Origin of the sequence: Streptomyces lienomycini (assembly GCF_027947595.1) — a bacterium.
In the GTDB taxonomy this organism is placed as follows: Bacteria; Actinomycetota; Actinomycetes; order Streptomycetales; family Streptomycetaceae; genus Streptomyces; species Streptomyces lienomycini.
This window is the reverse complement of sequence record NZ_CP116257.1, coordinates 5,581,124-5,605,014: the sequence shown is the minus strand read 5'-3', so window position 1 is coordinate 5,605,014 and position 23,891 is coordinate 5,581,124. Positions and strand designations below refer to the sequence as shown.

Genomic DNA, 23,891 nt, shown 5'->3' with positions numbered 1-23,891 from the left:
GACCGGCCACCCCCATTTATAGTCGCAGTGACTATTAAGGGGGTGGCCGGTCGTGCGCGGCTACGACAAGTACGCTTTCGAACCCTTCGCCGTCACCGTCGATCTCGCCGTCCTCACGCTCCGCGCGGGCGCGCTGCACGCGCTGCTCGTCGAGCGGGGACAGGAGCCGTACGCGGGCCGCTGGGCACTGCCCGGCGGATTCCTGCTGCCCGAGGAGTCGGCGGAGGAGGCGGCCCGGCGCGAGCTGGCCGAGGAGACGGGCCTGGCGGACGTGACCGGGCTGCACCTGGAGCAGCTGCGGACCTACAGCGAACCCGGCCGCGACCCCCGCATGCGGGTCGTGTCCGTGGCCTTCGCCGCGCTGCTCCCGGACCTACCCGCACCGCACGGCGGCGGCGACGCGGCCGAGGCCCGCTGGGTGCCCTACGACGAGGCCCGGGGCCTCGCCTTCGACCACGACCGGATCCTGGCCCACGCCCGGGACCGCGTCGGGGCCAAGCTCGAGTACACCTGCCTGGCCACCGCCTTCTGCCCGGCCGAGTTCACCCTCGGCGAGCTCCAGCAGGTCTACGAGACGGTCTGGGGCACGGCCCTGGACCGGCCCAACTTCCGCCGCAAGGTCCTCGCCGCCCCGGGCTTCGTCGAGCCCGTCCCGGGCGCCGCCCGCCTGACCGGAGGGCGCGGCAAACCCGCGGCGCTGTACCGCGCGGGCCCGGCCGGCGCCCTCCACCCGCCCCTGCTGCGCACCCCTCGGGAAGGACGCCCCGCATGACCCGGACCACCGTCACCAAGCGCGCCGCCACCGGAGCGCTCACCGGCCTCGCCCTCGGCGACGCGCTGGGCTTCCCCACCGAGTTCAACGACGTGCCGGCGATCCTCGCCAAGTGCGGGCCCTGGCGGGAGATGGAACTGCCCCGGCCCGCGATCGTCACCGACGACACCCAGATGACGCTGGCCCTGGGCAAGGGGCTGCGCGCCGCGACGGACCGGGGCGTCCTGGCGCCCGAGACGATGACCGAACCCGTACGGCGGGAGTTCGTCGCCTGGAACCGCTCCCCGGAGAACAACCGGGCCCCCGGCCACACCTGCCTCACCGCCTGCGACCTCCTGGAACGGGAGGACCGCCCCTGGCAGGACGCCAGCCAGATCCACTCCAAGGGCTGCGGCGCCAACATGCGCGTCGCACCGGTCGGACTCGTCCCCGGCCTCAGCGACGAGCAGCGCGCGGGCGCCGCCCAGCTGCAGTCGGCGCTCACCCACGGGCACCCCACCGCGCTCGCCGCCTCCGACCTCACCGCGCACGCCGTACGGCTGCTCGCGGAGGGAGCCGAGCCGACCGGGCTGGTGGGACTGCTGCGCTCCTACGCCTACGACAACCGCACCCGCTACCACGAGCGCTGGCTCGGCGACCTGTGGACCCGCGCCCAGGACCCCAGCCCCGAGCACTTCATCGCCCGGGGCTGGGACGACTGCCTGGCGATACTCGACCGCCTCCAGGACGCGCTCCGCACGGTCTCGCCCGAGACCGACCCGTGCCTGGCCACCGGCGAGGGCTGGATCGCCGAGGAGGCCATGGCGACCGGCCTGCTCTGCTTCCTCCTCTTCGTCGACGAACCGCTGACCGCCCTGCGCCGCGGCGCCTGCACCTCCGGCGACTCCGACTCCGTCGCCTGCCTGGCGGGCGCCTTCGCGGGCGCGCACCTGGGGGCCGACGCCTGGCCGGCCGCGTGGGCGGACCGCATCGAGTACCGGGGCGACCTGGTCTCCCTCGGAGCGCTCTGGGACGCTTGAGCGCGTGACCGACGCACTCGACATCGACATCGACCTGGCTCCGGTGGTGGCCGAACAGCCCTTCCCGGTGCTCTTCGCCACCGTCTCCGGCGCCCACCTCTACGGCTTCCCCTCCCGCGACTCCGACGTCGACCTGCGCGGCGTGCACCTGCTGCCCGCCGCCGACCTGGTCGGGCTGCGCGAGCCGGAGGAGACGAGGTCGCGGATGTGGGACCGGGACGGCGTCGAGATGGACCTGGTCACGCACGACCTGCGCAAGTTCGTCCGGCTGATGCTCCGCCGCAACGGCTACGTGCTGGAGCAGCTGCTGTCCCCGCTGGTCGTGCACACCACCGACGCGCACCGGGAGCTGGCCGGATTCGCGCCGGGGGTCCTCACCAGCCACCACGCCCACCACTACCGGGGGTTCGCGGCGACCCAGTGGCGGCTGTTCGAGAGGACCGGCCAGCTGAAGCCGCTCCTGTACACCTTCCGGGTACTGCTCACCGGCGTTCACTTGATGCGTTCCGGCGAGGTGCAGTCCCACCTGCCGACCCTCGTCGAGCAGGTCGACGCCGCTCCGGGATACCTGCCCGAGCTGGTCGCCGCCAAGGCCGAGCGGGAGCACGGGAACGCCGATGTGGACCACGCGCGCGTGCGGGCCGACGTGGAGCGGCTGCACGGCGTGCTGGACGCCGCCCAGGGCGCCTCAGCCCTCCCCGACGCCCCGTCCGCGTACGACGCCCTGCACGACTTCGTCGTACGGACCCGGCTGGAGCGCTGAGGCGCGGCGGGTGCGGATCAGGAAGTCCTCGACGCGGCGCCGGTCCGGCTCCTCGGGCAGGGGGCTGCGCGCGGCGGCCTCCTCGCCCTCGCGTGCCAGGCGTGTCATCCGCGCCTCCACCTCCGGCCAGGGCACCTCGCCGCGCTTCACGGCGAGCAGCGACTCGCGGGCCTCGCCGACGTCGACCGTCAGGGCGCCCGTGCGCAGCAGGTCGCGGGCGGAGATCAGCAGCCTCAGCAGGTGCATCGCGTGCTTCCAGCGCGGGGCGCCGTGGGCACGAACGTCGGCGTCCAGCTTGCGGCGCTGACCGTGCGCGTAGCGGGTGAACGTCTCGTGGGCCCGGCGGGACAGGAACGCCTCGCGCAGGGCGAGCAGTTCGCGGCCCGTGTCGTCCACCGACTCCACGAGCGGGGAGTGCAGGCACTCCAGGATGTTCGGGTTCGCGCGCAGCGCCAGCTCGCAGAAGCGCTCCAGCTCCCAGCCGAACTGCTCCGGCGCCGGGCCCTCCACATGCGTCGGCGGCTTCTCGAAGCGCCAGAACAGGGCGGTCGGGGCGAGGAAGACGCCCCGCCGGTCGGTGTCGCTGTCCTCCGTCGCCAGACCGAACGCGCGTGAACCCATGACACAGGCGTAGATCGTGTGGTCGCGCACCAGGGTCTCGGGCAGCGGCGTCTCGGGAGGCATGGCGGGAGCGTACGCGGGCGCACCCCCGCGGGCGCACCGGATTTCCCGCCGCCGCCGTCTCAGGGGACGGGCGGCGGCGGCCGGTGCGCGGCGCGCTGACTAGGCTGGACGGACCAGGAACCGACACCTGCGTCAGCAACGTCAGCAAGGAGCATCGCCGTGGCGGTACGAGCGGTCCGGGGCGCCGTCCAACTGGAACGGGACGCGGCCGGGCACATGGACGAGCAGGTCGCGGCCCTGCTGACCGCCATGCTGGAGCGCAACGGACTGACGGTCGACGACCTGATCAGCCTGTGGTTCACGGCCACCCCCGACCTGCACAGCGACTTCCCGGCCGCCGCGGCCCGCGGCCTGGGCATCACCGACGTGCCGCTGATCTGCGCCCAGGAGCTGGACGTCGAGGGCGCCATGCCGCGCGTCGTCCGTGTTCTCGCCCACATCGAGTCCGACCGGCCCCGCGTCGAGATCGCCCACGTCTACCTCGGCGCCGCCGCGGCCCTGCGCAAGGACATCGCCCAGTGAGAACCGCACTCGTCATCGGCACCGGCCTCATCGGCACCTCCGCCGCCCTCGCCCTCAGCGCGCGGGGTGTCACCGTCCACCTCGCCGACCACGACCCCGAGCAGGCCCGCACCGCCGCCGCGCTCGGCGCCGGCACCGAGGACGCCCCCGACGGACCGGTCGACCTCGCGGTCGTCGCCGCCCCGCCCGCCCTGGTGGCCGACGTGCTCGCCGACGCCATGGCCCGCGGTGCCGCCCGCGGCTACATCGACGTCGCCAGCGTCAAGGGCGGCCCTCGACGCGAGCTGGAGGCGCGCGGGCTCGACCTCTCCGCGTACATCGGCACGCACCCCATGTCCGGCCGCGAGAAGTCCGGCCCGCTGGCCGCCACCGCCGACCTCTTCGAGGGCCGCCCCTGGGTGCTGACCCCGACCCGCGACACCGACACCGAGGTGCTGAACCTCGCCCTGGAGCTGGTCTCGCACTGCCGCGCGGTGCCCGTCGTGATGGACGCGGACGCCCACGACCGCGCCGTGGCCCTCGTCTCCCACATGCCCCACCTGGTCTCCAGCATGGTCGCCGCACGCCTGGAGCACGCCGAGGAGGCCGCCGTACGGCTGTGCGGGCAGGGCATCCGCGACGTGACCCGGATCGCCGCCTCCGACCCCCGGATGTGGATCGACATCCTCTCCGCCAACCCGGGGCCGGTCGCCGACCTGCTCACCGACGTCGCCGCCGACCTGGAGGAGACGGTACGGGCCCTGCGTGCCCTGCAGTCCGCCGACGAGGACAAGCGCCGCGAGGGCGGCACCGGCATCGCCGAGGTGCTGCGGCGCGGCAACGCCGGGCAGGTCCGCGTCCCCGGCAAGCACGGGTCGGCCCCCCGGGCCTACGAGACGGTGGCCGTCCTCATCGACGACCAGCCCGGCCAGCTGGCCCGCATCTTCGCGGACGCGGGACGTGCCGGGGTCAACGTCGAGGACGTACGCATCGAGCACGCCACCGGGCAGCAGGCGGGCCTGGTGCAGCTCATGGTCGAGCCGAGGGCCGCCGCCGCCCTCACGGCGGCCCTCACGGAGCTGGGCTGGTCGATCCGCCAGTGATCGCGCGCCGCCGGACGCCTGTCGGAGGGGTCCCAGCGGCCCGGTAACCTAGGGCCTGTCTGATGATTCCTGTCTGCCCGGCGACGCCTGGCACGCACGCTCGCCGCGTTGCCGAAACGCCCGCGTGGCTCCGCCACGAGGGCGCTCCGGCGCCTTGCGATCGCACGCACCAGACGCCGCCGGGCCCGCCCTCCGGGCGGACGACGGGAATCATCGGACAGGCCCTGTGCGGGACGCGCTCGCGTCCCGCACACCACCCACCGCACCGCACCAGGAAGGTGTCCCCCCGTGGAAAACGGCGCCGCCCCGACCGCCCCGACCGCCCCGGCCGTGATTGTCGCCATCGACGGCCCCTCCGGCACGGGCAAGTCGAGCACGTCGAAGGCCGTGGCCGCACAGCTCGGCCTCAGCTACCTGGACACCGGTGCCCAGTACCGGGCGATCACGTGGTGGATGGTCAGCAACGGCATCGACACCGACGACCCGCACGCCGTGGCCGCCGCGGCCGGCAAGGCCGAGATCGTCTCCGGCACCGACCCGGCCGACCCGACCATCACGGTCGACGGCGTCGACGTGGCCGGTCCGATCCGCACCCAGGAGGTTACCTCCAAGGTCAGCGCGGTCAGCGCCGTGCCGGAGATCCGCACCCGGATCACCGAGCTGCAGCGCTCCATCGCCGCCGCCGCACCGCTCGGCATCGTCGTCGAGGGCCGCGACATCGGCACCACCGTGCTGCCCGACGCCGACCTCAAGATCTTCCTCACCGCCTCGGCCGAGGCCCGCGCCGCCCGCCGCAGCGGCGAGCTGAAGGGCGCCGACGTCCACGCCACCCGCGAGGCCCTGATCAAGCGGGACGCGGCCGACTCCAGCCGCAAGACCTCCCCGCTGGCCAAGGCCGGCGACGCGGTCGAGGTGGACACCACCGCCCTCACCCTGGCGCAGGTCATCGAGTGCGTCGTCACCCTCGTCGAGGAGAAGCGGGCGGGCAAGTGACCGCATCCTCCGCCGCGCCCACCCCCTCCGAGAAGGGCGCCGAGGTCGGCCGGCGCATCGGCGTCGGCCTGATGTACGGGCTGTGGAAGCCGCGCGTGCTCGGCGCCTGGCGGGTGCCCGCCACCGGCCCGCTGATCTACGCCGTCAACCACGCGCACAACATCGACGGCCCCATGGTCATGGGCGTGGCGCCCCGGCCGACACACTTCCTGATCAAGAAGGAGGCGTTCGTCGGACCGCTCGGACGCTTCCTCACCGGCATCGGCCAGCTGAAGGTGGACCGCCACTCCACCGACCGCACGGCCATAGGACAGGCCCTCGGGGTGCTGGCGGACGGCGGCGTCCTCGGCATCTTCCCGGAGGGCACCCGGGGCGAGGGCGACTTCGCCTCGCTGCGCGCCGGGCTCGCCTACTTCGCGGTGCGCGGCGGCGCCCCGATCGTCCCGGTCGCCGTACTGGGAAGCACGGACCGTCCCGGACGGTTGATAAAGGCGCTGCCTCCGCTGCGCTCCCGCGTGGACGTCGTCTTCGGCGACCCCTTCGACGCGGGCGACGGCAGCGGACGGCGCACCCGCAAGGCCCTGGACGAGGCCACCGAACGCATCCAGAAGCAGCTCACCGCGCACCTGGAAAACGCCAGGCGCCTCACCGGGCGCTGAGTGACACTTGAGTAGTGGATCACCCAGTACAGGGGTGTTCCACCGATCACCACGATGAACGAGGTACGGACTTCATGAACGACCACATCCACTCCGAGGGCGCGGGCGGGGAGCACGACCACGGGGCGCTCGGCGACGCCGAGTACACGCAGTTCATGGAGCTGGCCGCCGAAGAGGGCTTCGACATCGAGGAGGTCGAGGGCGCGATCGAGGAGGCCGGGCACGGCCCGCTGCCCGTCCTCGCCGTCGTCGGCCGCCCCAACGTCGGCAAGTCGACCCTGGTGAACCGCATCATCGGCCGCCGCGAGGCCGTCGTCGAGGACAAGCCCGGCGTCACCCGCGACCGCGTCACCTACGAGGCCGAGTGGGCCGGGCGCCGCTTCAAGGTCGTCGACACCGGCGGCTGGGAGCAGGACGTCCTCGGCATCGACGCCTCCGTGGCCGCGCAGGCCGAGTACGCCATCGAGGCCGCCGACGCCGTCGTCTTCGTCGTGGACGCCAAGGTCGGCGCCACCGACACCGACGAGGCGGTCGTCCGGCTGCTGCGCAAGGCCGGCAAGCCCGTCGTGCTGTGCGCCAACAAGGTCGACGGCCCCAGCGGCGAGGCCGACGCCTCCTACCTGTGGGCGCTGGGCCTGGGCGAGCCGCACCCCGTCTCCGCGCTGCACGGCCGCGGCACCGGCGACATGCTCGACAGGGTCCTGGAGGCCCTGCCCGAGGCCCCGGCGCAGACCTTCGGCACCGCCGTCGGCGGCCCCCGCCGCATCGCCCTGATCGGCCGCCCCAACGTCGGCAAGTCCTCGCTGCTGAACAAGGTCGCGGGCGAGGAGCGCGTCGTCGTCAACGAACTGGCCGGCACCACCCGCGACCCGGTCGACGAGCTGATCGAGCTGGGCGGCGTCACCTGGAAGTTCGTCGACACGGCGGGCATCCGCAAGCGCGTCCACCTCCAGCAGGGCGCCGACTACTACGCCTCGCTGCGCACCGCCGCCGCCGTCGAGAAGGCGGAGGTGGCCGTGATCCTCATCGACGCCTCCGAGTCGATCTCGGTCCAGGACCAGCGGATCGTCACCATGGCCGTCGAGGCGGGCCGCGCGATCGTCGTCGCCTACAACAAGTGGGACACCCTCGACGAGGAGCGCCGCTACTACCTGGAGCGGGAGATCGAGACCGAGCTGGGCCAGGTCGCCTGGGCGCCGAGGGTCAACGTCTCGGCGCAGACCGGCCGGCACATGGAGAAGCTGGTCCCCGCGATCGAGACCGCCTTGGCGGGCTGGGAGACCCGGGTTCCCACGGGCCGGCTGAACGCCTTCCTCGGCGAGCTGGTCGCCGCCCACCCGCACCCGGTGCGGGGCGGCAAGCAGCCGCGCATCCTCTTCGGCACCCAGGCCGGCACCAAGCCGCCGCGGTTCGTGCTCTTCGCCTCCGGCTTCATCGAGGCCGGCTACCGGCGCTTCATCGAGCGCCGGCTGCGCGAGGAGTTCGCCTTCGAGGGGACGCCGATCCACATCTCGGTGCGGGTGCGCGAGAAGCGCGGCGCGAAGAAGAAGTAGGAACGCACAGCGACGAGAGAGGGCGCCCCCGACCGGGGGCGCCCTCTCTCGTCGCTCGTCCGGCGGTCAGGTGCCGGACCGCGGGGCCGGTGGCAGCGCGGCCGGGGCATGGTGCGGGCCGCCGACGCGCTGCCACACCGACTGCTGGCCGACGCGGGCGCTCTGGGCCCCCGCGCTGTAGGCGCTGTAGGCGCCCCGGCCGCGCGGGATGCTCCTGAAGGCCGTGAATCCCAGCTCCTCCTCACCGCTGCGATCGCCCGGCAGCGATCGGAAGGACCGGACGTACTCGGCGTAGAGCGCGTCGTAGATCGGCGTGGCCGAGGGGCCGCCGTGGCGGTGGAAGGCGTCGTATGCGTACACGTATGTCCAAACGACCCCGCGCGGGAAGGGATGCGGCCCAGGTGGTGGCCGTCCGGCAGCCGTGTGAACGGGCTCAGGTCCCCGCCAGCGGCAGCGCCGCCGCGACCAGCTGCCCGTTCGCCGCCGCCTTGTCCAGCGCGTCGCGCAGCAGGTCCTCACGCGGCTGCCGGCCGATCGACCCGACGGGCGCCGCGAACATCAGCACCTGCTGGTGCTTGTTGGCCGCCGTGCGCCAGCCCTCGGTGACCTGGAGCGGCTGGTGCGCCTGCCACCAGGCCACCGGCCCGCCGCCGTTCGTCCCGGGCTGGAGCACCGCGTGCAGCTGGCCCATCGCGAGCAGGACCGACCAGCCGTGCAGTACGGCCGGCGCCGTGGTCAGCTCGGTCACCGGCATGAAGCCCTGCTCGATCAGCAGCGGCAGGAAGTCGTCACCGGCACCGGCCGTGCCGGGCCGCGCGATGGGAGCGGTGGGCTCCACCACGAGGGCCGGGTGCAGCTCCCCGGCGATCAGGATCAGCCCGCTGGTCACCCCGAGCACGGCCTGCTCCGGCGAGGCCTTCCGGGGAGCGGCCGGAGCGGGCTCGGAGCGGGCCTGGTCGGCGCTGATGGACCGCACGGCCCCCTGGAGCTGCTCCTCGGTGACCTTGACGACCTGCGAGGGCAGACAGCCCGCGTGGGCGAAGGCGAGCACGGCGGTCTCGTCCCCGATGAACAGGACGGTGCTGGTGCGCTCCTGCTCGCAGTCGCCCGGGGTGCGGCAGGACGTGCAGTCGTAGCTGCCCGGGGCGGACTCCCCGGCGAGCAGGCGGTCGGCTTCTTCGTCGCCGATCTCGGCGCGTACGTCGTCGCCGACGTCGAGCATGCGCGGCACGGGTGGCTCCCTCGGGATGCGAATGCGTGGCCGGACCGGGTGGCTCCCGGGCCGTGGTCCGGGCGGGTCCCCGGCTCATGCAAGGACAACGGGGGATCGGTGGCGGGAGTCACGCCCCATGGCCGACGGAATCGAACCAGGCGACGCGCACGCCCGTCCGTCGGCCGGGATCGCCGCTGCGGGCCCAAGTCGGCAGCCGTGAGCAGGTGTTGGGCCGTACGGGCAGGTCGAGACCGCCTGTCGGGGAGTCGACAAATCAGGAAATCAGCGAATGAACTGGGTGGCTGGAAACAGCCCGCCTCCGGAGGGACGTCCCGGTCGTGACCACATCGCAATCGGACACGGACAACCAGAAGGCGGGGTTCCGGGTCTAACCGGACGACGGGACATCCAGGAGGGAACCGCACCGCATGACGCCGCCGGCCCCACCGGCCGCCCCGCTGCGCGCCGACTGCATCGGCGACTCGGCGGGCGGTCTGACCTTCGACGTCGCCGCGCGCGGAAACACCGGCGCGGCCCTGCTCATCCTGCGCCGCCGCACCGCCGATGCCACCGGCACCGGCGAGGACGCCGCCGAGAACGCCGCCGAGGACACCGTCAGCCTGCCGCTGGCACCGGCGGCGGAGGGGCGGCTGCGGGCCGCGCTGCCCAGCAGCGTGTCCCTGCCCGAGGGCCGCTGGGACGCCTACGCCCGCCTGTCCGGCGGCGACCCGAGACGCCTGGTGCCCGGCGTCACCGATCTGCGCTCCCTGGCCGAGCGCACCCCCGGCGGGCTGCTCGGCCACGTCGCCGTCCGCATCCCGTACGCCACCCGGCGGGGCCACCTCACCGTCCGCAGCTGGCTGCGCGCCCCGCACGCCGAGGCGGTGGACCTGAGCGTCGCGAGCGGCGGCCTGACCGTGCGCGGCCGGGTGTACGGCACCCGGCTCCTGCCCGGGGCCCACGCCGAGCTGCGCGCCCGCCCGGACGCCGACCGGGGCGGCCAGGGCCCTGGCGCGCGCCTGCTGGACGTCACCGCCGTGGGGACGGAGTTCGCCTTCACGGCGCCCTACGACGGCCTGGCGCCGGGCGACTGGGACCTGTGGCTGCGGCCCGCCGGTGCCCCGGGCCCCGCGGTGCGCCTCGCGCGGCTGCTGGACGACATCGCCGACAAGCACCCCCTCCTCACCGGTCGACGCACCCGCGTGGAGACCCCGTACGGCCCCGCGGAGGCCGGTCCGTACTACACCCGGGACAACGACCTGTCGCTCGCCGTCACTCCGCTGGAAGCGTGACCGCGGAGGAGGAATCTGGCCGCGTGTCCGATGTTCGATCCGTGTAAGCGATCCGTGAAACCCTCCGTACGGATGCACGCACGTTCGTTCGGGATTGTTCGGACGCGCATTTCCGGGGCGCCGCCGAGGCGTCCCCGGCGCCATTTCCGCCCGCTTATCCGACAGAGTGCCGCGACACGCGGAAATTCGCCTCGACCGCCCGTGATACGCGAGCGAAAGCGTCCGTCCGTGTGAAGGAGTTCCCTCAAAACGCGCCCGATGATCCTGTGACAGAAATGTGACCGTAGGTGCACCTGCGACCCGTGTTACCGGTCTGGGCTTCCCCGCTCCCGGGGCAGGGCATAGCGTGGCGGCATGGCACCCATTCCCACACCCCCGGCCGAGCCCCAGGACAGTCCGGACACCTATGTCGGCCTCGGGTCCGACGCGGCCGAACGGCTGGCACGGGAGCGGGGCTGGTCCACGGTGCGTTCGCTGGCACCGGGGACGGTCATCACCATGGAGTACCGCGTGGGCCGCCTCAACTTCGAGGTGAAGGACGGCCGCGTCTCGCGGGCCTGGAAGGGCTGAGGGCCCGCCGTCAGCCGTCCGTCAGCCGCCCGACAGCGGGCGGCCGGCCGGGGCGGAGCCGCGCGGGTGGCGGTCCGGGTGCGGCGGCCTGCGGCTCCCGGCCGGGGTCACCGGCGTACGGTCCGAGCGGGCCGTGTGCGGGCCCGGAGCCAGGTACACCGGGGCCCGGGTGGTACGGGGCGCGGCGACCGGCTCGCGGGCCGGCGCCTCCTCCCGGCCGGAGCCGGCCGGGGCGACGCTCACGGGCGGGCCGACCGGCCGCTTCGTCGTCCTGCCGCGGTCGCGGCGGGCGAACCAGCGGTCGCGCAGGCCGAGGACCAGCGCCTCCGCCCGGGTGATCAGGGGTTCGCACCAGGGAAGCGCGAGCAGGATCAGCAGCCCGGCCGCCCAGCCGAGGAGCACGTCGCTGAGCCAGTGCGTACCGAGGTAGACCGTGGACATGCCGACCCCGAGCGAGGTGACCGCGGACAGCGCGGACAGCCAGCGGCGGGCTCGGTGCGTCGAGGCCAGGTAGGCGAGGATGCCCCAGGTCACGACGGCGTTCGCGGTGTGACCGCTCGGAAATATATCGCCGCCGAGCCACATCTCGTTGGCGCCGATGGTGGTCGCGTAGTGCGGTCCCAGCCGGCCCATGCCGTACTTGGCCGCGCCGACCGTGACGTTCAGCAGGAGCAGGGAGACGCCGAGCGCCAGCAGCGGGCGCAGGGTGTGCTGCCGCCAGGAACGCCAGCCGAGCCAGGCCGCGACCATCACCGCGGTCGGGCCGCGCTGGCCGAGCACCACGTAGTAGTCGACGAACGCGTGGATCTCCGGCCACTGCTGGTAGGGCCGGAAGAACATGACCTGCCAGTCGAGCCGGACCAGCCACGAGGTGATCACCACGGCCCACACGATCGCGAGGTAGAACGCGAGGGTTCCGGCGAACAGCGCGAACCTGTGCCGGGACATCTCCGGCACGTCCAGGAGCGCCGGTCGTTCCGGCTCCCGGTCCAGTCTCGCGAACACCCGGTCCAGACGGGTGGGCTTCCGTTCGGTACGCACCCAATCGACGTTACAGCGAGTGAGGAGTGATCCCGGACGAATCAACGGCTTTGTGATGACGATGTGATGTGGGATTCCTCTCAGGCGGCGCATTGTTTCCGGGTAATGCGCAATCCCGGCCGACTGCGGACTTCAATTCCTTTGATCTGCCCGGTCGACGGTTTTATCGTGCTTACGAATTCGTTCACCGAATGCCGGCCCGGAATTGTCCCGGTGGTCACCCGGCGTCCGCCGGTCAGGGCGGGCCGGAGCCGTTCAGCCAGAACGCTCCGTACACGGCCGACGCCACCGCGACACCGCACACGACCGGCACCGCCCTGGAGGCACGCGCCCGGGCCAGGGCCCGGGCGAGGGGCAGCAGCAGCGGGAAGGCGGGCAGCAGCAGCCGCGGTTTGGAGCCGAAGTAGCTCGACGCGCACAGGGCGAGCGCCATGACGATCCCCGTGTACACCAGCAGCGCGAGCGGCTGGCGCTGCCGGACGCCCACCACGTACAGCCAGAGCAGCAGCGCCACCCCGACGACCAGTCCGACCCCGGCCAGGGCCGCCGGGAACGACGTGAACTTCTCGGCGACGAAGCGGGCGAAGGCCGCGCCCCCGTCGAAGCCGTTGCGCCAGCCGGCCTGTACGTCGAGGTAGCCGAGCGGACCCTTGCCGGTGCGGTGGCCGACCCACAGGACGTAGCCGGCGGCTCCCAGGGGCGCGAGCAGCATGCCCAGCAGGCGCCGTGCGCCGACGCGGGGGACGAGCGCCGGGCGGTGGCCGCCGTCCGCTCCGCCGCCGCTTTGGCTCCGCGTGAACGCCACCACCGCCGCCGCCCAGACCGCCGCCGTCACCGCGAGCCCCACCGGGCGGGTCAGCCCGGCCAGCGCGGCCAGGGTCCCGGCCGTCACCCAGCGCCCGGTCAGCACCGCGTACAGCGACCAGGCGGCCAGCGCCGTGAACAGGGACTCGCTGTACGCCATCGACTGCACGACCCCGACCGGCAGCACCGCCCACAGCAGCACCGCGCACCCGCCGACGCGGGCGCCGTACACGTGCTCCGCCACCGCGAAGATCCCCCAGGCCGCGGCGAGCGAGGCGAGCAGCGAGACGACGAACCCGGCGTCGGCGTACGACAGCGGCGTCACCGCCGCGCCGAGCCGCTCCAGCCAGGGCAGCAGCGGGAAGAACGCCAGATTGGAGTGCACGTCGCCGCCCGGCAGCCGCACCTCGTAGCCGTACCCCAGGTCGGCGACCCTGGTGTACCACAGGGAGTCCCAGCGGGCCGTCAGCAGCGTGTACGCGCTCTTGTCGCGCGCGGCGCTCCACAGGGCCAGGGCCAGCAGGCCCAGGGCGCGTACGGCCGCGTAGCCGAGGAGCGCCGGGGCGGCCCGGCGCAGGGCTCCCGGACGGCCCGAGGTGCGCGTTTCAAGATCGGTCACGGGCCCGATTATCTGCCGGACGCGACGTCGGCCGGACCGCCGGGGCGGGCGGGACGGTGACCGCGGTGGCGCACGCCACACGGGTGACGGGGGATGTGTGAGGCCCGCCACGTGTGCGACGCACGGTCTGGCGTACCCTGACGAACCACTCGCGTTCCGTTGCACGGCCCGGAGCCCCCGCTCCTCTCCGGCCGAGCCCTCGGGGGAGTCCCCACCCCCACGGCCCGCCGGACGCGAGGGAACATCTTGGAGGTACGTACATGTCCGGGACGACCACGGCCGCCGCCGCGCCGCGCCGTCGGGCGGCCGGGGCCGGTGCCAACCGCTGGGTGGTCCTGGTCGTCCTCTGCCTCAGCCTGCTGCTCGTCGCCCTCGACGCGACCGTGCTGCACGTGGCGGTCCCCGCCGTCACCGAGGACCTCAGGCCCGGCGCCATCGAACTGCTCTGGATCGTCGACGTCTACCCGCTCGTCTGCGCCTCGCTGCTGATCCTCTTCGGCACCCTGGGCGACCGGGTCGGCCGCAGACGGGTCCTCCTGCTCGGCTACGCCCTCTTCGGCATCGCCTCCGCGCTGGCGGCCCTCGCCGACAGCGCCCAGGTGCTGATCGCGGCCCGCGCGCTGCTCGGCGTCGGCGGCGCCATGATCATGCCGGCCACGCTGTCGATCCTGCGCCAGGTCTTCCCCGACCGGCGGGAGCGGGCGCTGGCCATCGGCATCTGGAGCGCCGTGGCCGCGGTCGGCGCGGCGGTCGGGCCACTGCTGGGCGGCTTCCTCCTCGAGCACTTCTGGTGGGGTTCGGTCTTCCTCGTCAACATCCCGCTGATGCTGGTCAGCCTGCCGGTGGGCCGGCTGCTGCTGCCCGAGTCGAAGGGCGACGGCCGCGGCCCCTGGGACGTGGCCGGCGCGCTGATGGCGGCGGGCGGGCTGTTCGGCGTCGTCCTGGGCGTGAAGCGGCTGGGCGGCGGGGAGCCGGTGGCGAGCCTGCTCACGCTGCTGCCGCTGGTGGTGGGCGCGGCGCTGCTGGCCGGCTTCGTACGGCGGCAGCGGCGGCGTACGTATCCGCTGGTGGACCTGGCGATGTTCCGGCGGCCGGCGTTCAGCACGTCGGTCGGGTGCATCGTGCTGGCGATGCTGGCACTGGTGGGTCTGGAACTGATCGCGGCCCAGTATCTGCAGCTGGTGCTGGGGCTGTCCCCGCTCCAGACCGGGCTGCGGCTGCTGCCGCTGACCTTCGCGGCGATGGCGGCGGGCCTCGCGGGAGCACGGATGCTGCGGCGCCTGGGGCCACGGCTGATGGTCTGCGCGGGCTTCTGCCTGACGGCCTTCGCGGTGGCGCTGCTGACGGCGATGGGCCGGGCCGACAACGGCGCGCTGCTCCTCGCCGGTTTCGTCCTGCTCGGCTTCGGCCTGGAGACGACCCTGTTCGGGGCGTACGAGTCGATGCTGAGCGAGGCGCCGCAGGAGCAGTCGGGGGGCGCGGCGGCGATCGGCGAGACCTCGTACCAGCTGGGCGCCGGGATCGGTATCGCCCTGCTGGGCAGTGTGATGAACGCGGCGTACGCGCCCGGGCTGACGGGCGGCGTGCCGGGGGTGCCGTCGTCGGCGTCGTCGGCGGCGGGGCATTCGCTGGGAGAGGCGTACGAGGTCGCCGCGCAGCTCGGCGGGCCCGCCGGGGGTGCGCTGCGGCGGGCCGCGGCGGACGCGTTCGTGCACGGGCTGCACGTGACGTTGCTGGTGAGCGCGGGGTTGTTGCTGCTGGGGGCGGTGATGGCGCTGCGGTTGCCGCGGGTGATGCAGTGCGAGGACGAGGCGGCGGTGGCCGTGCCCGCGCCCCGGGACGCGGTGGAGTCCCGCGTCTCCGTGTGACCCCAAGGTCTCCCACCGGCGCACCGGTACCGCCCCGCCGGTCGTGCCGCGGCTGGGGGACGGGCATGGTGGACGTGCGGAGCCCGGCATCGTAACGTCGGCACGAGAGCCGCAACTAGCGCCGCTAGTTTTTGTCGTCCCGGAGGGTGTCCCATGGCCGCGTCCCCCAAGTTGCCCGCGTTCGACCCCGCCGACCCCCTCGGCATCGACGACCTCCTGGAACCGGAGGACCTGGCGGTCCGGGACACCGTGCGGGGCTGGGCCGCGGACCGCGTGCTGCCGCACGTCGCGGACTGGTACGAGAAGGGCGAGCTGCCCGGCATCCGCGACCTCGCGCGCGAACTCGGCTCGATCGGCGCGCTCGGCATGTCCCTCGACGGCTACGGCTGCGCCGGGGCGAGCGCCGTCCAGTACGGTCTCGCCTGCCTGGAGCTGGAGGCGGCCGACTCTGGCATCCGCTCCCTGGTCTCCGTGCAGGGCTCCCTCGCCATGTACGCCGTCCACCGCTTCGGCAGCGAGGAGCAGAAGCGGCAGTGGCTGCCGCGCATGGCCGCCGGGGAGGTCATCGGCTGCTTCGGCCTGACCGAGCCCGACCACGGCTCCGACCCGGCCGGCATGCGCACCCGCGCCAAGCGGGACGCCGGCGGCGACTGGGTGCTCAACGGGCGCAAGATGTGGATCACCAACGGGTCGGTGGCGGGCGTGGCCGTCGTCTGGGCGCAGACCGAGGAGGGGGTCCGCGGGTTCGTCGTACCGACCGACAGCGCCGGATTCTCCGCGCCGGAGATCAAGCACAAGTGGTCCCTGCGGGCCAGCGTCACCAGCGAGCTGGTCATGGACGACGTACGGTTGCCCGCCGACGCCGTGCTGCCGGAGGTCACCGGACTGCGCGGTCCGCTCAGCTGTCTGTCGCACGCCCGTTACGGAATCGTCTGGGGTTCGATGGGCGCGGCCCGCAGTTCCTTCGAGGCGGCCCTGGAGTACGCGAAGTCGCGGGAGCAGTTCGGGCGGGCCATCGGCGGCTTCCAGCTCACCCAGGCCAAGCTCGCCGACATGGCGGTCGAACTGCACAAGGGGATCCTGCTCGCCCATCACCTCGGGCGGCGGATGGACGCCGGCCGCCTGCGTCCCGAGCAGGTCAGCTTCGGCAAGCTCAACAACGTACGCGAGGCCATCGAGATCTGCCGTACGGCCCGCACGATCCTCGGCGCCAACGGGATCTCCCTCGAGTACCCCGTGATGCGGCACGCCACGAACCTGGAGTCGGTGCTCACCTACGAGGGCACCGTCGAGATGCACCAGCTGGTGCTGGGCAAGGCGCTCACCGGACTCGACGCCTTCCGGTAGGAGCCCGGCGGGGAGGGGCGGGGCCGTGGTGCGCGGCCCCGCCTCAGCTCTGGTTGAAGAACCCGTCGGAACGGTGTGCGGCGGACTCGCCGCTGATGACCTCGGTGTCGGCCGGGCTGAGCAGGAACACGCGGGTGGACACCCGCTCGATCGAACCGCGCAGGCCGAAGATGAGTCCGGCCGCGAAGTCGACGACGCGCTTGGCGTCGGTGCCCTCCATGGCCGTCAGGTTCACGATGACCGGGACCCCCTCCCGGAACAGCTCACCGATGGCCCGTGCGTCCCGGAAGCTGTCCGGGGTGACCGTCGCGATGCGGCGGCCCCTCTCCTCGGCCACGTCCGAGGCCACCTTCACCCGCGGGTCGGTGACCCAGGCGTCCCCGGGCTCGGTGCCCTCGGAGTAGTCGTCGTCGTAGTAACGCTCGTCATCGTTGTCGTCGACGAGGCCGAGCCACGCACTCGCCTTGCGTACCGATCCCATGGACGCCTCCTCTCACAGCGGTCTTTCGTGCTTCCGCATCCCTATGGTCATCCATGATGCGGACGTCGCGCCAAGTGGATAGACGCCGCGCGGGGGGTTTGTGACGGTACTGGTGCACAGCGGATCCGTCGAGAGTCCTTGTGTCCCAAGGGTTGTTTCCCAAACGGATGCTGACTGTGAGTGAAATATGATTCTTCACGGCGGACGGGTGAGGGAGGGTGCGTACGGGTGAAGGCGGCAGTCGGTACGATGCCGCAGCTCAGCGTCGTACGAACCATGGGGGAGCGTCGTGTTCGGAATCGTCAGGCCGTGCAGGCACCGGCTCGGAGAGAGCCTCACGAGTGAGTGGATGGCGCATTTGTGCGGGTTGTGCCTCGCCCTGCGCAAGGATCACGGTCAGTTCGCGCGCATCGTGACGAACTATGACGGGCTGCTCATATCGGTCCTGACGGAGGCTCAGGCCACGGCCGGTGGCGCGGGGGGCGGGCGGCGCACCGCCGGCCCCTGCCCGTTGCGCGGGATGCGCACCGCGTCCGTCGCGCACGGCGAGGGGCCCGGCTCGCGGCGGCGGTCTCCCTGGTACTGGCCTCGGCCAAGGTGCGCGACCACGTCGCCGACGGGGACGGGCTGCTGGCCCGCCGGCCGGTGGCCCTCGCCGCCCGCCGGGTCGCCATCGGCTGGGACGCGGCGGGAGCCCGCGGTGGCGGTGCCGTCGGGTTCGACACCGCCGTACTGGTCGACGCCGTGGACCGGCAGGGCGGCATCGAGGCGCTCGCCGGGCCGGGCACCCCCCTGCTCACGGTCACCGAGCCGACCGAGACCGCGACCGCCGCCGCCTTCGCGCACACCGCGCACCTCGCCGGGCGGCCGTGCAACGCCGAGCCGCTCGCCGAGGCCGGGCGCCTCTTCGGCCGGCTCGCCCATCTCCTGGACGCCGTGGAGGACCGGGAGGCGGACGCCGCCTCCGGCGCCTGGAACCCGCTCACCGCCACCGGGACGCCGCTCACCGAGGCCCGGCGGCTGGCGGACGACGCCGTGCGCGGGGTACGGCTCGCCCTGCGGGAGGCGGAGTTCGGGGACGGCCGGCTGGTGCACCGGCTGCTCGTGCACGAGCTGGGGAACTCCGTCGACCGCGCGTTCGGCACCGTCTCGTGCGCCCATGGCAGCCATCCGTACGCCCCTCCCGGCACGCCCGGTACCCCGGGTGCGCCCGGCGGCCCCGGTGGACCGACGCCCCCGGAGCCGCCGCGCCGCGACCGGCGCGGGCTCCTCGCGGGCTGCGCCGTGTGGCTGGGGCTGGCCTGCACGTGCCAGATGTGCTGCGGCACCTTCGACGACCCCTGGAGCGGTCAGCGCAGGGAAGGGCTCTGCTCCCAGTGCGACTGCGGCAACTGCTGCGACTGCTGCGACTGCTGCAGCAACTGCTGCGGTGACGACGGGTGCTGCGACGGCTGCTGCTGCGACGGCTGCGACTGCAGCTGCTGAGACCGCGTCAGCGCCCGGGCATGGGGCAGGGGAGGGGAAGGGGCGCGAGGGGAGGGCGCGTGTGAAGGCGGTGCGGGAAGGGCGGAGGCCCGGGTACGGCCCCGACGGGGCCGGGCGATCAAGGCAGACGGCAGGGGCTTCGGCTCAACAGGAACAGGACCACACTCGACCGAAGTCGATGTGGGAGCGCGTGACCAGCCACTGCTGCGGATGCATGGGCCAAGTGGAACAGGCATCCGGTTCGCCGTCAACGAGTTGAGATGTGCGGCTCACAGTGTGGACAGCCTTGACAGTCGGTCGAGACACCCCCGTAGTCTCGGCGGACGGCGGTGCTGAGGGGCTCGGCCGTGTGAAGGCGCCATCCACCGTGTCCGACTGACTCGATGTCACGGAGCCTTCACATGACCTTCTCCCACGCCAGACGGCGGCTGCACCTGGCCGCCGCCCTCGACCGGCGGTCGGTGCGCGACGCCGACGAGTACGCGGCGGACGCGCGGCTCGCCGAACGCGGCGCGCTCGACTTCGTCACCCTGGGCGACGGCCCCGCCGCCCCCGACGCGCTCGCCGTCCTGTCCCGGGTGGCGCCCGGCACGCGGCGCGTCGGCCTGGTCCCCACCGTCACCACCACCCGCGCCGAGCCGTTCCGGGTCCAGGCGGCCGTGGCCACCCTCGACCGGGTCAGCCGCGGCCGGGCGGGCTGGCGGATCGAGGTGTCCACCACCGAGGGCGAGGCCCGCCTCCTCTGCCACCAGGGCTCCGCGCTCTCCGTCGGGGACGCCTCGGCCCTGCCGCGGCCCCCGCAGGGGCACCCCGTACGCGTGGTCGACGCCACGGACCGGCCCGCGCGGGCGGTCGCGGCCCGGTACGCCGACGTGGCCCTCGTACGTGCCGTGCTCCCCGCGCAGGCCGCCGCCGCGCGGGACGAACTGCGGGCGTCCGCGGCGGCGCACGGCCGGGATCCGGACGCCCTGCGAATCCTCGCCGCCCTGGACGTCGACCTCGGGGACGGCGAGTGCGCGGCCGACCCCTGTCACGGCGGCGGGCCCCGGCCCACCCCGCGCGGCCCGCTGTACCGCGGCGGACCCATCGGCCTGGCCGAACTGATCGCCGCCTGGCACCGGGACGGCACCGTCGACGGCTTCCACGTCACGCCGGTCGACCCGCGCCGTGATCTCGAGCGCCTGGTCAACGGCACCGTGTCCCTGCTCCAGCACCGGGGCCTGTTCCGCACCTTCTACCCGGGCAGCACGCTCCGGGACCACCTGGACCTGGCCCGGCCCGCCAACGGGTGCGCTCCCGCGCGAGGGGTGTCCTGAGCGGACCGGGCGGCGGGAGTTGGTAAAGGGCGGTCAAAGCCCGACGGCCGAAAGGCACTCTTGCGCCGACCGGTCGTTCGGCCGAATACTCCAACCTCAGCGCTTGTCAGGGGCACGACTATCCGGAACCCGGAGGTCCGTCCCTGGCTGCGCCTCACGGGCCCCCAACCCCACACGAGGGCCCCCGACTTCCCCTGTGGAGGAACGAAAAGTGAGGATCAAGCGCACCACCCCCCGCAGCGGCATCACGAGACGGACTCGGCTGATCGCCGTATCCACCGGCCTCGTGGCCGCCGCCGCCATCGCGATCCCCAGCGCGACCGCGGCACCCACCCCGGCCGCCTTCAGTGCCGCCGAGCTGAGCAGTGCCGGCAACGCGGTGCTCCAGGCCGACGTCCCGGGCACCGCCTGGGCCGTCGACAGCGAGAGCGGCCGACTGGTCGTCACCATCGACAGCACGGTCTCCCAGGCCGAGATCGCGAAGATCAAGGAGCAGGCCGGCGACAAGGCCGGGGCGCTCACGATCAAGCGGACCCCCGGCACGTTCAACAAGCTCATCCAGGGCGGCGACGCCATCTACGCGAGCAGCTGGCGCTGCTCCCTCGGCTTCAACGTGCGCACCAGCAGCGGCGCCGAGTACTTCCTCACCGCCGGTCACTGCACCGACGGCGCCGGCACCTGGTGGTCCAACTCCGGACACTCGACCGTTCTCGGCTCGACGGCCGGGTCCAGCTTCCCGGGCAACGACTACGGCATCGTCCGGTACACCAACACCTCGGTCAGCAAGCCCGGCACCGCGGGCGGCGTGGACATCACCCGCGCGGCCACCCCGAGCGTGGGTACCACCGTCATCCGTGACGGCTCCACCACCGGCACCCACAGCGGCCGGGTCACCGCCCTGAACGCCACCGTCAACTACGGCGGCGGCGACGTCGTCGGCGGGCTGATCCAGACCACGGTCTGCGCCGAGCCCGGCGACTCCGGCGGTCCGCTCTACGGCAGCAACGGCACCGCGTACGGTCTGACCTCCGGCGGCAGCGGCAACTGCTCCTCCGGCGGGACGACGTTCTTCCAGCCGGTCACGGAGGCGCTGAGCGCCTACGGCGTCAGCGTCTACTAGGCAGCCGTGGCCTAGCGACCGTTCCACCCGTCAGAGCGCGGCCGGCGGCGCGAAGAGCCCCCGCACACCGAAGCGACGGTGTGCGGGGGCTCAGCCGTGTCCGAGGCGCCCACCGCGCGTCCGCCGCGCGAATCCCGCCGGGACACACCGGAAGGGTGAAGGTCGTGTGACCGCGCTGGAGTTGTCGTGCGCACGTCCTGGAGTCGACCTTGTGTACGGCCTGTGGACTCGGAAGAGTTAACGCTCGTCAACCAGCCTTCCGGTCCGCGAGGTCCCCACAACCTCCGGACCGACCCCCCACAGGAGGACGTGAGTTGAAGCACCGACGCATACCCAGGCGGCGGGTCGCCGTAGTAGGTGCGGGAATCACCGCACTGGTCGCGGCCGGGGTCACCTTCCAGACCGCGAACGCCAGCGAGGCCCCCGCGGCCGCCGCGCCCGAGACCCTGTCGGTCACGGCGGCCGGAAAGCTCGCCTCCACGCTGATCGGCGACCTCGGTGCCGACGCCGCGGGCACGTACTACGACGCGCAGGCCAAGAGCCTCGTCGTCAACGTGCTCGACCAGGCCGCCGCGCAGACCGTCGAGGAGGCCGGCGCCGAGGCGAGAGTCGTCGAGAACTCGCTCGCCGACCTGAAGAGCGCGCGCACCACCCTCACCGAGGACGCGACCATCCCGGGCACGTCCTGGGCGACCGACCCGACCGCCAACAAGGTCGTCGTCACCGCCGACCGCACGGTCTCCGAGGCCGAACTGGCCAAGCTGACCAAGGTGGTCGACGGGCTGGGCGCCAAGGCCGAACTCAAGCGGACCAAGGGCGAGTACAAGCCCTTCGTCGCGGGCGGCGACGCCATCACCGGAGGCGGCGGGCGCTGCTCGCTCGGCTTCAACGTGACCAAGGGCGGCGAGCCGTACTTCATCACCGCCGGTCACTGCACCGAGTCCATCTCGACCTGGTCGGACTCCTCCGGGAACGTCATCGGCGAGAACGCGGCGTCCAGCTTCCCGGACAACGACTACGGCCTGGTCAAGTACACCGCCGACGTGGACCACCCGAGCGAGGTGAACCTCTACAACGGCTCCTCGCAGGCCATCTCGGGCGCCGCCGAGGCCACCGTCGGCATGGAGGTGACCCGCAGCGGCTCCACCACCCAGGTGCACGACGGGACGGTGACCGGCCTGGACGCCACCGTGAACTACGGCAACGGCGACATCGTCAACGGCCTGATCCAGACCGACGTCTGCGCCGAGCCCGGCGACAGCGGCGGCTCGCTCTTCTCGGGCGACCAGGCCGTCGGCCTCACCTCCGGCGGCAGCGGCGACTGCACCTCCGGCGGCGAGACCTTCTTCCAGCCGGTGACGGAGGCCCTGTCGGCCACCGGTACGCAGATCGGCTGAGCGGCACCCGCACACCCGTGAAGTCCCGTCCCGCGCGCGAGGGCGGGACTTCCGCGTGCGCGCGGTGTCCGGGCGCGCGCAGGCGGGTCAGCCGGCCGGTGGGGGCAGTTCCGTCTCCTGCCGGTCGCGGCGCGGCAGTACGGCCGCCAGCATCGTGATCACCGTCCCCGCGACCGCCCACGCCCACAGCACCAGCAGGGAGGCGGTCACGTCGTTCCCCTTGAAGTAGGCGATGGACCGGGCCGCCCAGGTGCCCGCGCCCGGCGGCAGTGCCGGGCCGATCGCCTTCCAGAACGGCGGCAGCAGCGGCAGCGGGAAGGCGCCGCCCGCGCTCGGGTTGCCCGCGACCACCACCAGCAGGATCGCCAGGCCGATGCCGACGATCCCGAAGACGCCCTGGAGGGCGAGCGTGGCCGCGCCCACCGCGAAGGTGATCAGCGCGCCGAGCCCCCACAGGTCCAGCACGCCGCCGGGCAGCGCGCCCAGGACCGGTCCGATGATCACCGCGCCGCCGAGCCCGCCGACGATCGCGACCAGTGCCATCACGATCAGCCGGATCGCCGCCCGGCGCGGGTTGGCCGGTCGGGCGCCGGTGCTGATGGCCAGGATCGAGGCGCACAGATAGCCGCCGACGCACCAGCCCACCACCAGGTAGAAGGACGACAGCCCGTCGAAGTCGTGGGGAGAGGCCGGGGCCACGTCGACGACCCGTACCGTGCGCCGCTCGGCCTGCTCCACCTTGCCGACGACGCCCTCCAGGGTGGTGGCGAGGACGGTGCCTCCGCCGGAGGCGACCAGCAGGGTGTCCTGGCCGCCCTCGGGGTTCAGGACCAGGGCGCCGTCGATCTCCCGGTTCACGATCTGCTTCCGGGCGCTCGCCTCGTCGGCCACCGTGCGCGGATCCAGCGGCGAGCCGGGCAGCCGCTCCAGCCGGTCCACCGTCTGCTTGGCGGCGGCCCCGGGCGCGACCACCCCGAAGGGCACGTCCTTGGCTCTGGGGTCGTGCAGCGCCCCCACGTAGGAGGCGATGAAGAGCAGCTGGAGCGCGATCACGCCGAGCACGAGCAGGGTGGCCCGCGGGGTGACGGCGTCCTTCACCTCACCGAGGAAGGAGCCGCTTCGCGTGCCGGGGCCCGGTGTGTGTGACATGTCCCCACAGTCCGGGTCGGAGCGCGTTTGCGCAGGTGGGGCGGGGCCGAACGGATGTCGTACACACATTCGAGGATGGAGGTATGGTGGGTGAAGTAGCTGGGAACAGACGTTCGATAATGGCGTTCGGGCATACGTGGTC

22 protein-coding genes and 2 pseudogenes are annotated in these 23,891 nt (G+C 73.2%); 17 read left to right on the top strand and 7 right to left on the bottom strand.

The window, feature by feature from the left end:
• The first annotated feature begins 52 nt into the window (after positions 1 to 52).
• The 3 genes from BJ961_RS25545 to BJ961_RS25535 are packed head-to-tail and all read left to right on the top strand — an operon-like array spanning position 53 to position 2,554.
• Complete coding sequence (locus tag BJ961_RS25545; protein WP_271415137.1) at positions 53 to 772, top strand: NUDIX hydrolase; 720 nt, start codon at positions 53 to 55, stop codon at positions 770 to 772.
• On the top strand, positions 769 to 1,791 hold the full coding sequence (locus tag BJ961_RS25540) for an ADP-ribosylglycohydrolase family protein (protein WP_271415136.1): 1,023 nt from the start codon (positions 769 to 771) through the stop codon (positions 1,789 to 1,791). The genes BJ961_RS25545 and BJ961_RS25540 overlap by 4 nt, the downstream gene beginning before the upstream one ends.
• Before the next feature lie 4 nt (positions 1,792 to 1,795).
• On the top strand, positions 1,796 to 2,554 hold the full coding sequence (locus tag BJ961_RS25535) for a nucleotidyltransferase domain-containing protein (RefSeq protein WP_271415135.1): 759 nt from the start codon (positions 1,796 to 1,798) through the stop codon (positions 2,552 to 2,554).
• On the opposite strand, the gene BJ961_RS25530 is transcribed toward BJ961_RS25535, so the two are convergent.
• Positions 2,480 to 3,238 carry a nucleotidyltransferase domain-containing protein gene (locus BJ961_RS25530; RefSeq protein WP_271415134.1) on the bottom strand — a complete coding sequence of 253 codons (759 nt, stop codon included), beginning with the start codon at positions 3,236 to 3,238 and terminating at the stop codon, positions 2,480 to 2,482. The genes BJ961_RS25535 and BJ961_RS25530 overlap by 75 nt on opposite strands.
• A gap of 159 nt (positions 3,239 to 3,397) precedes the next feature.
• Here BJ961_RS25530 and aroH point away from each other — a divergent pair, with 159 nt between their 5' ends.
• The 5 genes from aroH to der all read left to right on the top strand — a co-directional run bounded on the left by aroH (position 3,398) and on the right by der (position 8,047).
• Complete coding sequence (gene aroH, locus BJ961_RS25525; protein ID WP_271415133.1) at positions 3,398 to 3,760, top strand: chorismate mutase; 363 nt, start codon at positions 3,398 to 3,400, stop codon at positions 3,758 to 3,760.
• On the top strand, positions 3,757 to 4,842 hold the full coding sequence (locus BJ961_RS25520) for a prephenate dehydrogenase (protein WP_271415132.1): 1,086 nt from the start codon (positions 3,757 to 3,759) through the stop codon (positions 4,840 to 4,842). Before aroH ends, BJ961_RS25520 begins: the two co-directional genes overlap by 4 nt.
• Before the next feature lie 288 nt (positions 4,843 to 5,130).
• Positions 5,131 to 5,835, top strand: coding sequence for a (d)CMP kinase (cmk, locus tag BJ961_RS25515; RefSeq protein ID WP_271415131.1), 705 nt, complete (start codon positions 5,131 to 5,133; stop codon positions 5,833 to 5,835).
• On the top strand, positions 5,832 to 6,494 hold the full coding sequence (locus BJ961_RS25510; RefSeq protein ID WP_271415130.1) for a lysophospholipid acyltransferase family protein: 663 nt from the start codon (positions 5,832 to 5,834) through the stop codon (positions 6,492 to 6,494). Before cmk ends, BJ961_RS25510 begins: the two co-directional genes overlap by 4 nt.
• Positions 6,495 to 6,568: 74 nt before the next feature.
• The gene (der, locus tag BJ961_RS25505; RefSeq protein WP_271415129.1) at positions 6,569 to 8,047 is read left to right on the top strand and encodes a ribosome biogenesis GTPase Der; all 1,479 of its coding nucleotides are present in this window, start codon (positions 6,569 to 6,571) and stop codon (positions 8,045 to 8,047) included.
• A gap of 66 nt (positions 8,048 to 8,113) precedes the next feature.
• Here der and BJ961_RS25500 read toward each other — a convergent pair whose 3' ends face one another.
• Both BJ961_RS25500 and BJ961_RS25495 read right to left on the bottom strand, forming a co-directional pair.
• Positions 8,114 to 8,407, bottom strand: a complete 294-nt coding sequence (locus BJ961_RS25500) for a hypothetical protein (protein WP_271415128.1) — start codon at positions 8,405 to 8,407, stop codon at positions 8,114 to 8,116.
• 73 nt (positions 8,408 to 8,480) lie between these two features.
• On the bottom strand, positions 8,481 to 9,278 hold the full coding sequence (locus BJ961_RS25495; RefSeq protein WP_271415127.1) for a hypothetical protein: 798 nt from the start codon (positions 9,276 to 9,278) through the stop codon (positions 8,481 to 8,483).
• A 410-nt stretch (positions 9,279 to 9,688) separates the two neighbouring features.
• Between BJ961_RS25495 and BJ961_RS25490 the strand changes: the two genes are divergently transcribed.
• Positions 9,689 to 10,552 (top strand): hypothetical protein, encoded by an 864-nt coding sequence (locus BJ961_RS25490; RefSeq protein ID WP_271415126.1) that lies wholly within the window; start codon positions 9,689 to 9,691, stop codon positions 10,550 to 10,552.
• Between the two features lie 354 nt (positions 10,553 to 10,906).
• Complete coding sequence (locus BJ961_RS25485) at positions 10,907 to 11,122, top strand: I78 family peptidase inhibitor (RefSeq protein ID WP_271415125.1); 216 nt, start codon at positions 10,907 to 10,909, stop codon at positions 11,120 to 11,122.
• A gap of 21 nt (positions 11,123 to 11,143) precedes the next feature.
• On the opposite strand, the gene BJ961_RS25480 is transcribed toward BJ961_RS25485, so the two are convergent.
• A complete protein-coding gene (locus tag BJ961_RS25480) occupies positions 11,144 to 12,163 on the bottom strand; it encodes a phosphatase PAP2 family protein (RefSeq protein ID WP_271415124.1) in 1,020 nt (339 codons plus the stop codon).
• Positions 12,164 to 12,398: 235 nt separating this feature from the next.
• Positions 12,399 to 13,586, bottom strand: coding sequence for a mannosyltransferase family protein (locus tag BJ961_RS25475; protein WP_271415123.1), 1,188 nt, complete (start codon positions 13,584 to 13,586; stop codon positions 12,399 to 12,401).
• 260 nt (positions 13,587 to 13,846) lie between these two features.
• Between BJ961_RS25475 and BJ961_RS25470 the strand changes: the two genes are divergently transcribed.
• Both BJ961_RS25470 and BJ961_RS25465 read left to right on the top strand, forming a co-directional pair.
• Positions 13,847 to 15,454, top strand: a complete 1,608-nt coding sequence (locus BJ961_RS25470) for an MFS transporter (RefSeq protein WP_271415122.1) — start codon at positions 13,847 to 13,849, stop codon at positions 15,452 to 15,454.
• A gap of 153 nt (positions 15,455 to 15,607) precedes the next feature.
• Positions 15,608 to 16,801 (top strand): acyl-CoA dehydrogenase family protein, encoded by a 1,194-nt coding sequence (locus BJ961_RS25465; protein WP_271415121.1) that lies wholly within the window; start codon positions 15,608 to 15,610, stop codon positions 16,799 to 16,801.
• Between the two features lie 43 nt (positions 16,802 to 16,844).
• On the opposite strand, the gene BJ961_RS25460 is transcribed toward BJ961_RS25465, so the two are convergent.
• Positions 16,845 to 17,282 (bottom strand): cell division protein SepF, encoded by a 438-nt coding sequence (locus tag BJ961_RS25460; protein ID WP_271415120.1) that lies wholly within the window; start codon positions 17,280 to 17,282, stop codon positions 16,845 to 16,847.
• Positions 17,283 to 17,631: 349 nt separating this feature from the next.
• On the opposite strand from BJ961_RS25460, the pseudogene BJ961_RS25455 reads away from it, so the two are divergent.
• The 5 genes and pseudogenes from BJ961_RS25455 to BJ961_RS25440 all read left to right on the top strand — a co-directional run bounded on the left by BJ961_RS25455 (position 17,632) and on the right by BJ961_RS25440 (position 22,600).
• A pseudogene (locus BJ961_RS25455) lies at positions 17,632 to 18,767 on the top strand (DUF5685 family protein).
• A 401-nt stretch (positions 18,768 to 19,168) separates the two neighbouring features.
• A complete protein-coding gene (locus BJ961_RS25450; protein WP_271415119.1) occupies positions 19,169 to 20,083 on the top strand; it encodes an LLM class flavin-dependent oxidoreductase in 915 nt (304 codons plus the stop codon).
• 196 nt (positions 20,084 to 20,279) lie between these two features.
• Positions 20,280 to 20,531, top strand: a pseudogene (locus BJ961_RS36205) (alpha-lytic protease prodomain-containing protein); the annotation flags it as partial.
• Between the two features lie 75 nt (positions 20,532 to 20,606).
• Complete coding sequence (locus tag BJ961_RS25445; protein ID WP_381332896.1) at positions 20,607 to 21,203, top strand: S1 family peptidase; 597 nt, start codon at positions 20,607 to 20,609, stop codon at positions 21,201 to 21,203.
• 314 nt (positions 21,204 to 21,517) lie between these two features.
• Positions 21,518 to 22,600: a S1 family peptidase gene (locus BJ961_RS25440; protein WP_271415117.1), complete on the top strand. Its 1,083-nt coding sequence runs from the start codon at positions 21,518 to 21,520 to the stop codon at positions 22,598 to 22,600.
• A gap of 87 nt (positions 22,601 to 22,687) precedes the next feature.
• Here the strand turns inward: BJ961_RS25440 and BJ961_RS25435 are convergent, their stop codons facing one another.
• Positions 22,688 to 23,749 (bottom strand): DUF3533 domain-containing protein, encoded by a 1,062-nt coding sequence (locus BJ961_RS25435; protein ID WP_271415116.1) that lies wholly within the window; start codon positions 23,747 to 23,749, stop codon positions 22,688 to 22,690.
• Positions 23,750 to 23,891: the final 142 nt, after the last annotated feature.